This is a genomic window from Neobacillus sp. GCM10023253 (assembly GCF_042653105.1).
Lineage (GTDB): Bacteria > Bacillota > Bacilli > Bacillales > Cytobacillaceae > Neobacillus > Neobacillus citreus.
Window position 1 is genome coordinate 104447 of sequence record NZ_JBHSHV010000006.1, and the last position, 13913, is coordinate 118359.

Below are 13913 nucleotides of genomic sequence, written 5' to 3' on the forward strand. Positions count from 1 at the left end.
AGTAAAAATATAAGACTAATAAGTTTATATTTATATAGAGTAATTGTTAGAATAAAGGAAGCATGATTAAACAAATAAATAGAAGGAAGTGCTCGCCTTGGATCAAGAGTTCGCAGGTCATACATTGTTTCAATCTGTACCATTTGGAAATGAAAAGTTAGCAAGCCGGTTAGTAATGGCCCCAATGACAAGAATGTTTTCGCCCGAAGGTGTCCCAGGGGAAAATGTTGCACAATATTACCGCAAACGTGCAGAGAATGGGATTGGGCTTATCATAACTGAAGGAACAGCGATTAACCACCCAGCTGCAGTAATGAGCCCAGATATTCCCCGTTTTTATGGTGAGGACGCCTTAAATGGCTGGGCAAATGTTGTGCATAAAGTCCACCAGGCAGGTGGCAAAATCATTCCACAAATATGGCATGTAGGTGCAGCAAGAAGAGCAGGCAGCGAACCAAATGTTGACGCCCCTCCTGTCAGTCCGTCTGGATTTACTTTAAAAGGCCAAAGAAATGAGAAAATAAAGGCTTTAACGAAAGATGAAGTCGCTGAAATGATAGACGCCTACGCCGAAGCCGCAGCAAATGCGAAGCGCATCGGCTTTGACGGAATTGAATTGCATGGAGCACATGGATACTTAATCGATCAATTTTTTTGGGAACTAACAAACAAACGTACAGATGAGTATGGCGGGGATATAGGCGAGCGTTCAAAGTTTGCAGCAGATGTTGTTCGTGCTTGCCGGAAAGCAGTCGGTCCTGATTTTCCAATTGTCTTGCGTTTTTCACAATGGAAAGGAACCGATTATCAAGCTAAATTAGCGAATAACTCTACTGAGCTTGAACAATTGCTCACTCCTTTGGTTGAAGCTGGCGTAGACATTTTCCACTGCTCGACAAGACGAATCTGGGAACCTGAATTTAGGGATGAAGATCCATCATTAGGCTTAGCTGGCTGGACGAAACGAATTACTAAAAAACCAACGATTGCGGTCGGTTCTGTTGGAATTAACCGGGCTTATCTGAGCAATCAGGATAATGATAATGTCACAATTGTAGACAATCTTAAAATTATAGATGAAAAAATCAAAGCAGGCGAATTTGACTATGTAGCCGTCGGCCGTGCCGTGCTAGCTGATCCAGAATGGGCAGTAAAACTCAAAAATGGCAACCTTGATCAAGTAGTGCATTATACGAAGGAATCCGAGAAGCAACTGATTTAATTACCGTCAAAAACCGTCCGTTTTATCAACTTGCAAATACACTGTATAAGCCCTTCTTTATTGGAAGGGCTATTTTAAGTCCCCTTTAGCACCACTAGATTAGCAATACATAACCCCAAATCAGGGCTTTCCGATTTAACGATATTCCTATAATTGATAATTTGAGACTATATACTTACTCTTTATTATTAAGATTGATACGTTCGAGGCGTTCGTTATCAGGCAAATCACCTTCGTCTACCCGATCATTCTCTAAATTTTTCCTAACACTTATTTTATACTCTCCTTCTTGATAAGAGTCTACTCTCCATGATTTATCGCTCATATACTATCTATCCTTTCATCTTCAATTTTTTACACATGATATCAGGTTGTACGACATCCACTACGTATTCATTTTGCCCCATTTCTTATTTTTTGCAGGAATATAATTAAAAATTATTGCAAATAGCAAGGTATATGCTGGTAATTACATAAAGAATGAAGAATGGGTGATAATGAGGGGAAGAGATAAACTTTAGTGATAAAAGGAGTTCATATGTCAGAACATAAACCGAATTTTCGTAAAGAACCGATTCAACCATCCCATGAAAATGAACCCGCTTTTAATGTATTTCTAGATGAGAAATTAGTGGCAGAAATACGCGGGCGTGATCCTCAACATCAAACAGTCATCCCCATGAGGGAATTAAGCGATTATGAAGAGGACAAACTTCATGAATTTATTGCTGCAATGTATAGCGAAGACGAATATTGACGCCATATTGAACTGGACTCATGCCTTTTAATATGCCTTAATTAACTTGTAATAAAAGTATATATACTTTTGTAATTCTACTTTAAAAAGCGCTTCCCCGCTCTCCTTTGACTTACAAAAAAATTACGATGCGGGTAAATCTTTTGCATTTCAGATAAATTCAGGAAAACAATAGTGTGATAAAATAGGAGAAAAACCTGCTAACGGAGGATTCTATGATTTGGATTTTGGTTCTAGTCTTTTTGTTCGCTTTTTTGATGGGCTTTTTTCAGGTTCCCATCTGGATCATGTTTGGCGTATTAGCTGTTGCGGTTGTTTTTATCCTTGTTCGAAACCCGCTTATATTTGGTAAAGACGCCGAAAAGATAATGTCGTACTTAAATAAATCGAAATCTCCACATTTGCAATTCCTATACCATAATCTTCACGGGAACCTACCAGCTGCGGAACAAGCCATGGTGAAAATCCGTTCCAAAAAATTAAAACAAAACTCCGAATTGATGCTTTTAATGGAGTATAAACAATACGAAAAAGCAAAAGAACTTCTTTCGAAAATGGCTGGACATAAAACAAAGTGGTACACTTTGGCGGATATCGCTATTAATGAAGGTGACGATGCGTCATTCAAACAATATAAAGATAAGATTGCAGACACCTTTTTCCTAAAGATATTGGAAATCGATCAAGCCGTTTATGATGGGAAAAAGGAAGAGGCGGTTGCGCTGCTGGATAAAATGCTTCCTAACCTTAGAGGTTATAAATTACTAACCGCCTTCCAGTATCGAAAGCAAATACTTGAAGGAAGAGTCTGAACGAATTTACCAAATACGGAAAGCCCGAAAGCATATGATTTCGGGCTTTTATTTATGTAAAATACAAAACCCCTTTTTGTCCTCATTTTCACTGTACAATAGGTGACAATAGCATTCACAGCCCTCTCCCGCATGCTTTGAAAAAAACACCTATTTTTCAGGTAACTATAGAGATGTTTTTTCAACTTATAGTCACAATAAATAATATCTACACTTTTGGTAAATACTTTAAGAAGTTTTAATTAGATGCGATCTGTAAAAGGAGCGGAAATAATGGAAAATATAGCTGATAATGTACATATAGGTGAACTAATAGCCATTTCCAAGGTTTTTCAATTAAATCCGTATCAAATGGTAACATTACTAGAAAACGGTGAAATGGAAGTATTCGAAAATAAGGAAGCTTTTTTTGAAAAATACGGGAATAAGGAAACCTATGAAGAATTATCGGATTGGTGTGAGCTAAACAATGGAAAAATCTTTACTAAAACAAAATAGGACCGGAAAGGAATACAACCTTGCATTTAGCCGTCAATGACCATGGTGGTCCAGAAATTGTCACCCCCTCGATGTGTCCTCCTTGCACAAATCGTGTTCGTTAATCCCAAGCCTGTTATCATTGAAGCACGAGAACCGTCCCCGTGCCTCATGAAAAAAGGCACTAATCCTTTATGGATCAACGCCCTAGTTAGTTTCACAATCTTACCTTACATTGCAGTGATTCCGCCATCAACGATAAATTCGGCACCAGTTGAGTAGCTTGATTCATCAGAAGCTAAATAAAGAACAAGGTTTGTTACTTCTTCTGGCTGCGCAACTCGTTTTAATGGAATATGTTTTGCGAATTCCTCTACCGCCGCTTTTGTATCTTCTTGCACGACCATAGGAGTTGCAATCACACCTGGATGTACGGAATTCACGCGGATGCCATAGTGTGAACATTCCACCGCAGCTGCTTTTGTCATGCCGCGAACAGCGAATTTTGTATCTGTATAACCAACAGCACCGCCAACAATACCATTGATGGAAGAAATGTTCACAATAGACCCACCGCCTGCTTTTTGCATGGATGGAATAACTGTTTTCATTCCTAAGAATACTGAAACTTGGTTAATATCCACGATTCGACGGTATTCTTCTTCTGTCGTTTCTAGAATTGATTTCGCCATTGTAATACCAGCGTTGTTTACTAAGATATTGACTGGTCCAAATTTTTTTTCTGCCTTAGCAACAACATTGGCCCAATCTTCAGCACTCGTAACATTTTGTTTTAAAAACAATGCATTTTCACCTAATTCACTTGCGAACTGGCTGCCTTTTTCTTCATTTAGGTCAGTTAATACAACTTTTGCGCCTTCCTCAACAAAGCGTCTAGCGTGAGCTGCACCCATACCTTGTGCAGCACCAGTGATAATTGCAACTTTTCCTTCTAAACGAGCCATAAAAATTCTCCTTTTCCATTACTATATTTTTGTATATATTTGCTATGTGCAAAATACTTTAAGTATTTAGATTGTCATAAAATTGATGATTAGAGATTAAAATGACAACTTTTTATTATCAGAGATATTAGCTAATAATTTTTTTTGAATTTCAATGTAATTTGTAAGTTCTTCCTCAGAAAGAATACTAAATAATTCCGTATGAATTTTTTCTCCGATAGCTTCAGCTTCTTTTCGAGCTTCGATTCCTTTATTTGTGATTCTTAGATAAACCGTCCTTCGATCACCTTTATCGTAAGTCCTTTCTATTAAATCAAGCTTAACAAGTTTTTCTGCCATATTCGTGATCGTACTTTTCGAATATCCTAGTGCTTCGGTTAAATCAATTTGTTTTAAAGGTCCTCTAGCTTCTATTTTGGCTAAAACAACAATTGTTGATATACCAATGGGATAAGAAAATTCATTTGTAAAACGAACAATATTTTCATTGGTTATCTGTTGAATCATATGGGTAAGATTGAAAATATTATTATAACTGTCCATTTAAAACCCCTTCTAGCTAACGTATTTGAATCGAACCTCTATCAACCATAAGTCTTTGTTGTGTAAGATATTTTTATCTAAAGAAGCTGAGAAGGTTTATCCATAAACATTATAGTATTAAAATGTTTATATGTAAACTAAATTCAAACGCAACCTTGTAACTTTGAGTCTAGTAGGGATTTATGATTTTCAGAAAAATATTAATAAAGCTTCTTCAATTACAGGACCTTTGCACTCGTTACTGAGGTAATAGGTCCGTCCTAGTGTGTTTACCAGCTAGACCACAGCTTTGATTGCAATCGTATTCCACGAGAATTTGTCCAGCTGGTAAGTATATTGAATAAGATTAATTCCTATTTAATTGATAGATGAGTTGCACAACACCAGAGGAAAACGTTCTTGTATTTACCAGTTTTAAATTCAACCTCTGTTTAATATCAATAAACAACGGTTTTCCTTCTCCTAGAATAACAGGGTGAACCGATAATCTAAATTCATCTACAAGCCCTAAATTAATAAAAGTTGTAATAAGACTTGCCCCGCCATATAACCAGATGTCTTTGCAAGGCTTATTCTTTAATTTATTAACTTCTTCTTGAATATGATCGTTGATGAAGATAGCTTTATTACCAGCCTCTTTTTGCGTTCTGGAAAACACGTATTTTTCTTTACTATGAACTAACTCCCAAATTTCTTTATCGGCATCAGAATCTTCAATAGTTGGAGTAAATTGTCCCCATAAATCGTAGCTTTTTCTTCCATACAGAATCGTATCAATTTGATGTAAGAAATCAATAAATCCCATCTCAGAATCCATGATGCACCAATCAATTTCTCCATTTTTCCCTTCAATAAAACCATCTAGAGTAACGGCTAAATCTAAAATTATTTTTCTTTGTCTTACGTTATTAGACATACCTCTTCCTCCCTTTAATCATTTAGATATTGTTTCTACAGTTAACATTTTTATTTTTCAATATTGGCAGCATTTATTTCTAATTATAGTTACTTCTTTATTAAACTGCACCATTATTTAGTTGATATTCTTATTCTCCAGTCTATCCCATCTTCTGGTCGAGCATTGAGGAAGTCAATTTGTTATGCGTTGTCTGCGAAGAAAATCGACCCAGTCCAGATCATTTAATTCTTTGTAATGATAGTCATGAAAACTTAAAACAACGATGACAAGCATTGCTGCATAGAGATAAAAAAAGCAAAAAATCAACTTTTAATTAAAGGAGGTTTTTATGATGGGTATTTTAGCGAAAATCAATTGTAAATTAAAAGGTCACGTTTATGAAGAAACAAATCAGAGACCTGATGGATGGGGGTATATTGCTACTTGGTTTGTATGTAACCGATGTGGTGATGAAAAAGTAGTCACGGAGCGAGAGGAGGAAGTTTAAGGCTAGTCATCAACTGAAGGTGCCTACGGATCCATTTTTAGAAATGTGTTAAAAGAAAACGTTTTGAATAACTGAGGAGGATTTGGGATGTCCCGATCCTCTTTAATCCCCTGTTTGTTTAAGTACATTAATTCCAAAATCTGAGAGCCACATTAATTACATATTACGTATTTTTCATTTATTTTTCATTCTTTTATATACCACAAAAATAAACCGGTATGTTTCGAAAATTATATTAAGATTAGTATAAATCTCGAATGCATCCTCTAATTTTCAAAAAATCTGTTTTAATTGGAGTGGTAAATATGAAAAAAAACGAGTCTGATTTGCCTAAAGAATGGATTGAGTTAGTAAAAGAAGCAATGGAATCTAATATTACTAAAGACGATTTTAAGATTTTTTTAGAAAAAGAAAAAGAGAAAAGGAAAAACCATAAATTATAGAGTTTATAGTTAACTTACATAGAATAAAAATAAGCCTATACATATAAGATTTATCTTAATTCTTTAAATGTATAGGCTAGTTAACATTAAATATCTAGTTTACGAGTACCGATCCATTTCACCATTTCAGGATCCCTGTGAGAAAAGAACAAGCTTTCATTCGTATCTAATGCAGCAATTTTCTCCATATCCTCTTGGGTTATTTCAAAGTCAAAGATATTGAAGTTTTCGATGATTCTTTCCTTACGAACAGACTTTGGAATCGCAACGACACCTCTTTGTGTTAACCAACGTAAAGCCACCTGGGCAACAGATTTATTGTGTTTTTCGGCTATTGATACTAAAACTTCGTTCTGGAACATGTTATTTTTTCCTTCTGCAAACGGACCCCAGGACTCGATTTGAACATTATTCTCTTTCATCAATTTAGCACTTTCTATTTGCTGACAGAAAGGATGTGTTTCAATTTGGTTTACAGCAGGAACCACTTCATTATGAATAAGGAAATCGGTCAGACGATCCGGATAGAAGTTGCTGACTCCAATTGCTCTAATCTTTCCCTCGCGGTACAATTCTTCCATCGCACGCCATGAACCGTAAACATCGCCATATGGCTGATGAATTAAGTACAAATCCAAATAATCCAGTTGCAGTCTGTCCAGCGATTTTTCAAATGCTTTCTTTGTGTGTTCATAGCCTGTATCCTGAACCCATAATTTCGTAGTAATAAACAGTTCCTCTCTTGGCACACCGCTCCGCTTAATAGCTCTGCCAACTGCTTCTTCATTTAGATAAGAGGCAGCGGTATCGATAAGACGATAGCCTGCCATAATAGCGTCATAAACAGCTTGTTCACATTCTTTTTCATCTTGAATTTGAAAAACACCAAAACCGAGTATCGGCATTTCTACACCATTGTTTAAAATAACTTTTTGCATTAAAAATTCCTCCTCTGTCTCTTATTTACCCACTCTATTAGCGAATTCTGCCGGGTAGCGATCTCCCGAAATTTCAATCTTTGATATTGCGTCGTTCAAATCTTTCAGTTCTTCATGAGTCAGCTCAACTTCCGCTGCCCCAAGATTTTCTTCTAGACGTTCCAGTTTCCTTGTGCCTGGAATTGGAACAATCCATGGCTTCTGAGCAAGTACCCATGCTAGAGCGATTTGAGCAGGAGTTGCATCTTTCTCTGCTGCAATCTTCTTTATCAGTTCGACCAATATCTGATTCGCTTCGATATTTTCCGGTTTGAAGCGAGGAACAATACTGCGAAAATCGGAGCTAACGAATGTTGCATTTTTATCAATTTTTCCGGTTAGGAAGCCCTTGCCCAGAGGACTGAACGGCACAAAGCCGATTCCAAGTTCTTCAAGGGCAGGCAGCAGTTGTTCTTCAGGACTTCTCCACATCATGGAGTATTCGCTTTGAATGGCAGCGACTGGCTGAACTGCGTGAGCGCGGCGAATCGTTCCTACACCTGCCTCAGAAAGCCCCCAATGTTTAACCTTACCTTCCTTGATTAGGTCTTGTACTACTCCGGCGACTTCTTCAATTGGGACATTTGGGTCGACACGATGCTGATAGTAGAAGTCAATGGTGTCAACTCTAAGGCGACTTAGCGAACCTTCAACTGATTGCCTGATAGTCTCCGGCTTGCTGTCAAGGACCTGCTTGCCATTTTCCATTTGGATACCGAATTTAGTGGCAATGACCACTTTTCCCTTGAAAGGCTTAAGCGCTTCACCAACCAACTCCTCATTCACATATGGCCCATAAACCTCGGCTGTGTCGAAGAAAGTAACGCCTCGATCAATTGCTGCATGAATCAGCGAAATCATCTCTTTCTTGTCCGATGCCGGACCATAACCATGACTCATTCCCATACAGCCAAGACCTATAGCAGAAACTTCTAAGCCGCTATTTCCTAATTTTCGCTTTTGCATATTTTATCTTCCTTTCTTTTTTGCAAAAAGATAAATTAATGTCTTTTAACCCGCATCCTCATTATGTAACAAATGAAATCACGCCTGGTATCACAATCATGTCAAATGATTGCATAATCCTCTCACAACCATTTACGCAGAACGTAAATTAGCTTTATAATGGGACTATCATGGATGAGGAAAGTAAAGGAGAATTCTATGTTTGAACAATTATATAGACAAAGAGTTGAGCTCACAAAAATCATAGAGGGTCGCACAGGACGGGACGGTACTCAAATGACTGCTATACCGACTTTATTTTTCTCGCGTTACTCTGATGAAACTGGCCCAAACTACGGAGTTTACAAGCCTTCCGTATGCATTATTGTTCAAGGGATGAAGGAAGTTTTGTTGTCACAGGAACGTTTTCAGTACGGGCCTGCTGATTACCTTGTCGCATCCGTTAACCTGCCAATTACCGGACAAGTTACGGAAGCCTCTTGCGAAGTCCCTTATCTGGCACTAAAACTTGAATTTACTCCGAGTGAAATACTAGAGGTGTTACGAGAATTCCAAATGGGAGTTGATAAGAAGGAAAATGCTAGACGAGGTTTGTATGTAAGTAAAATAGAGCCATCTCTGTTAGACGCGGTAACCAGATTAGCTCGACTCCTAGATCATCCAAAGGATATCCCGGTACTTGCTCCTTTAATTAGGAAAGAAATCATCTATAGAGTGCTGCAAGGAGAACATGGAGGAATGCTAAAACAAATAGCCATCGAAGGAAGTTCCACCAATCAAATCAGTGACGTGATTGAACATATCATGAATAACTATGAAAAGTCTTTTAAAATTGAGGAACTTGCGGAACTAGCAAATATGAGTGTTTCTTCACTACATCGGCATTTTAAAGAGGTAACAGCAATGAGCCCGATTCAATTCCAAAAACAACTGAGGCTTCAAGAGGCTCGGAGTTTGTTATTATCCGAATCAGCGGACGCAGCAGATGTTGCATTCCGGGTTGGCTATGAAAGCCCCTCACAATTCAGCCGTGAATATTCACGCATGTTTGGTTTACCACCTAAAGAAGATGTAAAGCGGTTGAGAGATCACCATGACAAAACGATAAACCTATGAATCCCCTTCCTTCTGGTGGGGGTCCTTTTTTTCTTTTCGTGGTGCAAATAAAATTTTCTCCTAATCCTAAAGATCGTAATCTATTCCCAAATTAGTAATCTTTGAAGGTCGAGAACCGTCCGACGCCGCTGAAAAATAATCCCTTTAGAAGCTGAATTACTACTTTACTACGGATCACAGGCAAAATAGGTGGCTTATATTTTACTTGTGCCTCACTTTTCTTGCGCTCACAGGAAAAATAGATGCTTTATTAAAGACATTTTCACCCCAAGCCGGGGTAGTTTTGTCCTTAATAAGGTGAACTAAAGAGTTTTTTCAGTGGTCTCGAACCGTACCCCGCTGCTTCACCATTCTACCAATCTTTGAAGCACGAGAACCGTCCCCATGCTTCAAAGGCACGGGGACCACCCCCCGTGCCTTAATTTTGCTTATTCTTTTACGACTAGCTTGAGTGGTGCAGGGATGTTTTTAGGAACTTTCTTTCCTTTGAGTACGTCTATGCCGGCATCGATTGCAAGCTTTCCGATTAAATCTGGCTGCTGCGCAACGGTTGCTTCCATTTTCCCTGCTTTGATTGCATTTAGGGCATCGTCGTTACCATCAAAACCAATGACCATGATGTCTTTACCAGAACTGTTGATTGCTTCAATAGCCCCTAGTGCCATTTCATCATTATGAGCAAAAACGGCCTTAATATCAGGGTTTGCTTGAAGCAAGTTCTCCATAACGGTTAATCCTTTGGTACGGTCGAAATCAGCAGCTTGTTTTGCCGTTACCTCTAATTTCTGATCCGCGATATTATGGAATCCTTTTCCCCTTTCCCGTGTTGCAGAGGCACCTGGAACACCTTCAAGTTCAGCCACCTGAACATTTTCTCCGAGCTTCTTGACAATATAATCAGCTGCCATTTCCACGCCCTTTATATTATCTGAAGCCACTAATGTTGCCACTTTCCCTTTTTCTGCCGAACGGTCCAGCGTAACCACCGGGATTCCGATCGTGTTAGCTGATTGAACAGCAGTGGAGATGGCTGCGGAATCAGTTGGATTAATTAGCAGAAGGTCCACACCCTGCTGAATTAAATCCTCCACATCATTAATTTGTTTGGCAGAGTCATTTTGAGCATCAACTACTTTTACTTGTACGCCTAATGCCTTTGCCTCTTTTTGAACACCATCTCTTAATGAAACGAAGAATGGGTTATTTAAGGTTGAGACAGATAAACCAATCTTAATATCTTTTAAATTCTCTTTTTTCGCCGGCTTTGCCCATTCAGGAGGCTGCATGGAACAGGCGCCCAGTAACAATAGTGACAGTGATATGAGTAATACAGCTAATTTTTTCATAAAAAATCCGCTCCTTATGCTGACTTCTTCCGGTCAAGTAATACAGCGATGGCAATAACAATCCCTTTTACTACCATTTGGTAGAATGAAGATACACCTAGAAGATTCAAGCCGTTATTTAACGTACCAATAATTAAGGCACCAATCAGCGTTCCAAAAATTCTGCCCTTACCGCCGGATAAGCTTGTCCCGCCTAATACGACCGCAGCAATGGCATCCAGTTCATAAGATGTACCTGCTGTTGGCTGTGCGGAATTTAAACGTGATGTTAAAATGGCCCCTGCTAAGGCAGACAGTAAACCAGACAGACCGTAAATCATCACCTTCACATTTGACACTTTAATACCGGAAATAATAGCCGCCTTTTCATTGCCGCCAATCGCATATGTTTTTCGTCCAAATGGTGTTTTATGGAGAATAACATACAATAATACAAACATGATGATCATCGTTACAGCTGGAACAGGTATTCCCAAGAAATAACCTCGGCCAAATAACTGGAACAAAATATTATCACCAAGCCCCGTGATGGGATTCCCTTTTGTATAGACAAGTGTCAGTCCTCTAAAAACCGTCATCGTTGCCAATGTGGCAATAAATGGAGCCATTTTCCCTTTGGTAATCAGAAGACCATTCACCATTCCCATGATTCCGCCGAGTAAACAGCCGATGATAATCGCTAAGATTGGGTCAAAACCAGAGACAATCATCCCTGCCGTTAAAGCACTACCTAAGGCAAGAATCGACCCTACGGATAAATCAATTCCCCCTGTTAAAATAACAAATGTCATCCCAAAAGCAATCAGAGCATTAATTGCGACTTGGCGCAATAAATTTAATATATTTAAAGGTTCTAGGAAACTTGGGTTTAGCACTGAAACAATCACAAATAAGATTATAAGTCCTAAAAGCGGCCCAAGCTTTTGTGTTACCGTATTCATAAATTTCCCCTTGCCGGCTTTAGCAGTTTCATTGATTGCGTTCATCTCATTGACCTCCCGTTGCCAATGTCATAATTTTTTCCTGGGTTGCTTCATCATTTTTTAATTCACCAGTAATTTTCCCCTCATGAACAACGAGGATCCGATCACTCATTCCCAACACTTCCGGTAACTCTGATGAAACCATAATGATTGCTACCCCTCGGTCCGTCAGTTCATTCATTAGCTGATAGATTTCTCTTTTCGCCCCGACGTCTACCCCTCTTGTCGGTTCATCTAGGATGAGCACTTTCGGACTAATGCCAATCCACTTGGCGATCACAACTTTTTGTTGATTTCCCCCTGAAAGATTACCAACGGCAAGATCGCCAGATTCCGTTTTTACTGTCAGGCGCTTGATCAGCATATTAACAAAATCAGTTTCGCTAGTTTGGTTAATAATGCCCTTCGGCGCAAAGCTAGATAAAGACGGCAATACGATATTGTCCTTGATTGAAAAATCCAGAATCAATCCTTCATCTTTTCGGTCTTCTGTTATAAAACCAATTCCAGCCTTTACGGCCTGGTCAGGTTTTTTGATGACGATTTTCTCACCGTTCAGCCAAATCTCGCCGCTGTCAAATGGATCAAGTCCAAAGATGGCCCGCATAATTTCCGTTCTTCCAGATCCCATTAATCCGGAAAAACCAACAATTTCTCCGGAACGGACTGAAAAATTCACATCCTGGAATACTCCACCTTTTGTTAATCCTTTTACTTCTAGTACCATTTCACCCGGTTTGGAATCCCGTTTAGGGAATCGGTCAGTTAATTCACGGCCTACCATTTTCTTTACTACCTCATCAAAGTTAGTATCGCAAATGGCCTTCGTATCCACCGTTTTCCCATCCCGCATGACCGTAATCCGGTCACATATGGCAAAAATTTCCTCCATCCGGTGTGAAATGTAAACAATTGATACCCCTTCTTTTTTCAATGAAGAAATGATTTCAAAAAGCTTGCTGATCTCTCTTTCAGTCAACGCTGCTGTCGGCTCGTCCATGATAATAACCTTGGCATCCGTCATCAACGCCTTAGCGATCTCAATCATCTGCTGTTCCCCTACAGAACAGCTGCCAGCCTCTTTATCTAGAGGAATCGTAACCATCAACCGGTCAAACTGTTTCTTGGCAAGAGCCTTCATTTCCTTCGTTCTAAGCAGTCCTAGCGGGCTCTTCAATTCTTTTCCGATAAATAAATTTTCTAATACCGTCATATCCGGCCAAATGTTTAATTCCTGATGTATAAAGGTGATTCCATTTTGCTCGGCTTCTTTCGGGTTTTTAAAATAGGTTTCCTTTCCATCAATCATGATGGTGCCTTCATCACGAGAATGAAGCCCTGTCAGTACATTCATCATCGTTGATTTGCCAGCCCCATTTTCCCCCATTAAGGCGTGGACTTCTCCATCCAGCAGTTCAAAATTTACACCCGTTAACACTTGATTGGAACCAAAGGCTTTATGGATATTCTGCATCGTAACTCGCATTTTTTTCACCTCATCTATTAAAAGAACACACCTGATTGTAAAATACAGTTTGCATATGGCGTAATTTCACCTGTGCGAATGACGGCCTTGGCCTTTTTCGTTAGCTGTTTAAAATCCGCATGTGTAACCCGTTCCACATCAATTTCGGCAAATTTGTTTGTTAAATATTGTTCTATTTGCGGATTGCCCGCTTCTATTTCAGAAGCAATAATACACTTTTCAATGACCATATCGTCTGCAACTGCGTCCAACACTTCTTTAAAGGAAGGCGTGCCCGGTTTAAGTGCTAAATCAATTCTAGTAACACCTTCTGGAATCGGTAATCCTGCATCAGCGATAACAATATAATCGGTATGACCAAGGTCGGTTAACACTTTAGTAATGTGGCTGTTTAAAATTCCTTGACGTTTCATG

17 protein-coding genes are annotated in these 13913 nt (G+C 38.9%); 7 read left to right on the top strand and 10 right to left on the bottom strand.

What is annotated here, in order from left to right:
- Window positions 1–97: 97 nt before the first annotated feature.
- Window positions 98–1222 carry an NADH:flavin oxidoreductase gene (locus tag ACFPA1_RS07940; RefSeq protein ID WP_378581958.1) on the top strand — a complete coding sequence of 375 codons (1125 nt, stop codon included), beginning with the start codon at window positions 98–100 and terminating at the stop codon, window positions 1220–1222.
- Between the two features lie 175 nt (window positions 1223–1397).
- Here the strand turns inward: ACFPA1_RS07940 and ACFPA1_RS07945 are convergent, their stop codons facing one another.
- Window positions 1398–1547, bottom strand: a complete 150-nt coding sequence (locus ACFPA1_RS07945; RefSeq protein ID WP_213145935.1) for a hypothetical protein — start codon at window positions 1545–1547, stop codon at window positions 1398–1400.
- 213 nt (window positions 1548–1760) lie between these two features.
- Here ACFPA1_RS07945 and ACFPA1_RS07950 point away from each other — a divergent pair, with 213 nt between their 5' ends.
- The 3 genes from ACFPA1_RS07950 (at window position 1761) to ACFPA1_RS07960 (ending at window position 3289) form a co-directional block, all read left to right on the top strand.
- Window positions 1761–1979, top strand: a complete 219-nt coding sequence (locus ACFPA1_RS07950; RefSeq protein ID WP_378581959.1) for a hypothetical protein — start codon at window positions 1761–1763, stop codon at window positions 1977–1979.
- A 215-nt stretch (window positions 1980–2194) separates the two neighbouring features.
- Window positions 2195–2791, top strand: coding sequence for a hypothetical protein (locus ACFPA1_RS07955; RefSeq protein WP_378581960.1), 597 nt, complete (start codon window positions 2195–2197; stop codon window positions 2789–2791).
- Window positions 2792–3064: 273 nt separating this feature from the next.
- Window positions 3065–3289 (top strand): hypothetical protein, encoded by a 225-nt coding sequence (locus ACFPA1_RS07960; protein WP_213145932.1) that lies wholly within the window; start codon window positions 3065–3067, stop codon window positions 3287–3289.
- A gap of 209 nt (window positions 3290–3498) precedes the next feature.
- On the opposite strand, the gene ACFPA1_RS07965 is transcribed toward ACFPA1_RS07960, so the two are convergent.
- The 3 genes from ACFPA1_RS07965 to ACFPA1_RS07975 form a co-directional block, all read right to left on the bottom strand.
- Window positions 3499–4233 carry a glucose 1-dehydrogenase gene (locus ACFPA1_RS07965; protein WP_378581961.1) on the bottom strand — a complete coding sequence of 245 codons (735 nt, stop codon included), beginning with the start codon at window positions 4231–4233 and terminating at the stop codon, window positions 3499–3501.
- A 96-nt stretch (window positions 4234–4329) separates the two neighbouring features.
- Window positions 4330–4776, bottom strand: a complete 447-nt coding sequence (locus ACFPA1_RS07970; protein ID WP_378581962.1) for a MarR family winged helix-turn-helix transcriptional regulator — start codon at window positions 4774–4776, stop codon at window positions 4330–4332.
- Window positions 4777–5122: 346 nt separating this feature from the next.
- Window positions 5123–5692 (bottom strand): dihydrofolate reductase family protein, encoded by a 570-nt coding sequence (locus ACFPA1_RS07975; RefSeq protein ID WP_378581963.1) that lies wholly within the window; start codon window positions 5690–5692, stop codon window positions 5123–5125.
- Window positions 5693–6023: 331 nt separating this feature from the next.
- On the opposite strand from ACFPA1_RS07975, the gene ACFPA1_RS07980 reads away from it, so the two are divergent.
- On the top strand, window positions 6024–6182 hold the full coding sequence (locus ACFPA1_RS07980; protein ID WP_213145928.1) for a hypothetical protein: 159 nt from the start codon (window positions 6024–6026) through the stop codon (window positions 6180–6182).
- 305 nt (window positions 6183–6487) lie between these two features.
- Window positions 6488–6625 (top strand): anti-repressor SinI family protein, encoded by a 138-nt coding sequence (locus tag ACFPA1_RS07985; protein WP_213145927.1) that lies wholly within the window; start codon window positions 6488–6490, stop codon window positions 6623–6625.
- Between the two features lie 86 nt (window positions 6626–6711).
- Here ACFPA1_RS07985 and ACFPA1_RS07990 read toward each other — a convergent pair whose 3' ends face one another.
- Window positions 6712–7563 carry an aldo/keto reductase gene (locus ACFPA1_RS07990; RefSeq protein WP_213145926.1) on the bottom strand — a complete coding sequence of 284 codons (852 nt, stop codon included), beginning with the start codon at window positions 7561–7563 and terminating at the stop codon, window positions 6712–6714.
- 21 nt (window positions 7564–7584) lie between these two features.
- The gene (locus ACFPA1_RS07995) at window positions 7585–8568 is read right to left on the bottom strand and encodes an aldo/keto reductase (protein WP_378581964.1); all 984 of its coding nucleotides are present in this window, start codon (window positions 8566–8568) and stop codon (window positions 7585–7587) included.
- A 198-nt stretch (window positions 8569–8766) separates the two neighbouring features.
- Between ACFPA1_RS07995 and ACFPA1_RS08000 the strand changes: the two genes are divergently transcribed.
- Entirely contained in the window at window positions 8767–9684 is a 918-nt protein-coding gene (locus ACFPA1_RS08000; RefSeq protein WP_378581965.1) for an AraC family transcriptional regulator, read from the top strand.
- Window positions 9685–10112: 428 nt separating this feature from the next.
- Here the strand turns inward: ACFPA1_RS08000 and rbsB are convergent, their stop codons facing one another.
- Genes rbsB through rbsD form a run of 4 tightly spaced genes read right to left on the bottom strand, consistent with a single transcriptional unit; the run spans window position 10113 to window position 13912 of the window.
- Complete coding sequence (gene rbsB, locus ACFPA1_RS08005) at window positions 10113–11030, bottom strand: ribose ABC transporter substrate-binding protein RbsB (RefSeq protein ID WP_378581966.1); 918 nt, start codon at window positions 11028–11030, stop codon at window positions 10113–10115.
- Between the two features lie 14 nt (window positions 11031–11044).
- Window positions 11045–12016 (bottom strand): ribose ABC transporter permease RbsC, encoded by a 972-nt coding sequence (rbsC, locus tag ACFPA1_RS08010; protein ID WP_378581967.1) that lies wholly within the window; start codon window positions 12014–12016, stop codon window positions 11045–11047.
- A gap of 1 nt (window position 12017) precedes the next feature.
- Window positions 12018–13499: a sugar ABC transporter ATP-binding protein gene (locus ACFPA1_RS08015; RefSeq protein WP_378581968.1), complete on the bottom strand. Its 1482-nt coding sequence runs from the start codon at window positions 13497–13499 to the stop codon at window positions 12018–12020.
- Window positions 13500–13516: 17 nt separating this feature from the next.
- Complete coding sequence (gene rbsD / locus ACFPA1_RS08020) at window positions 13517–13912, bottom strand: D-ribose pyranase (protein WP_378581969.1); 396 nt, start codon at window positions 13910–13912, stop codon at window positions 13517–13519.
- Window position 13913: the final 1 nt, after the last annotated feature.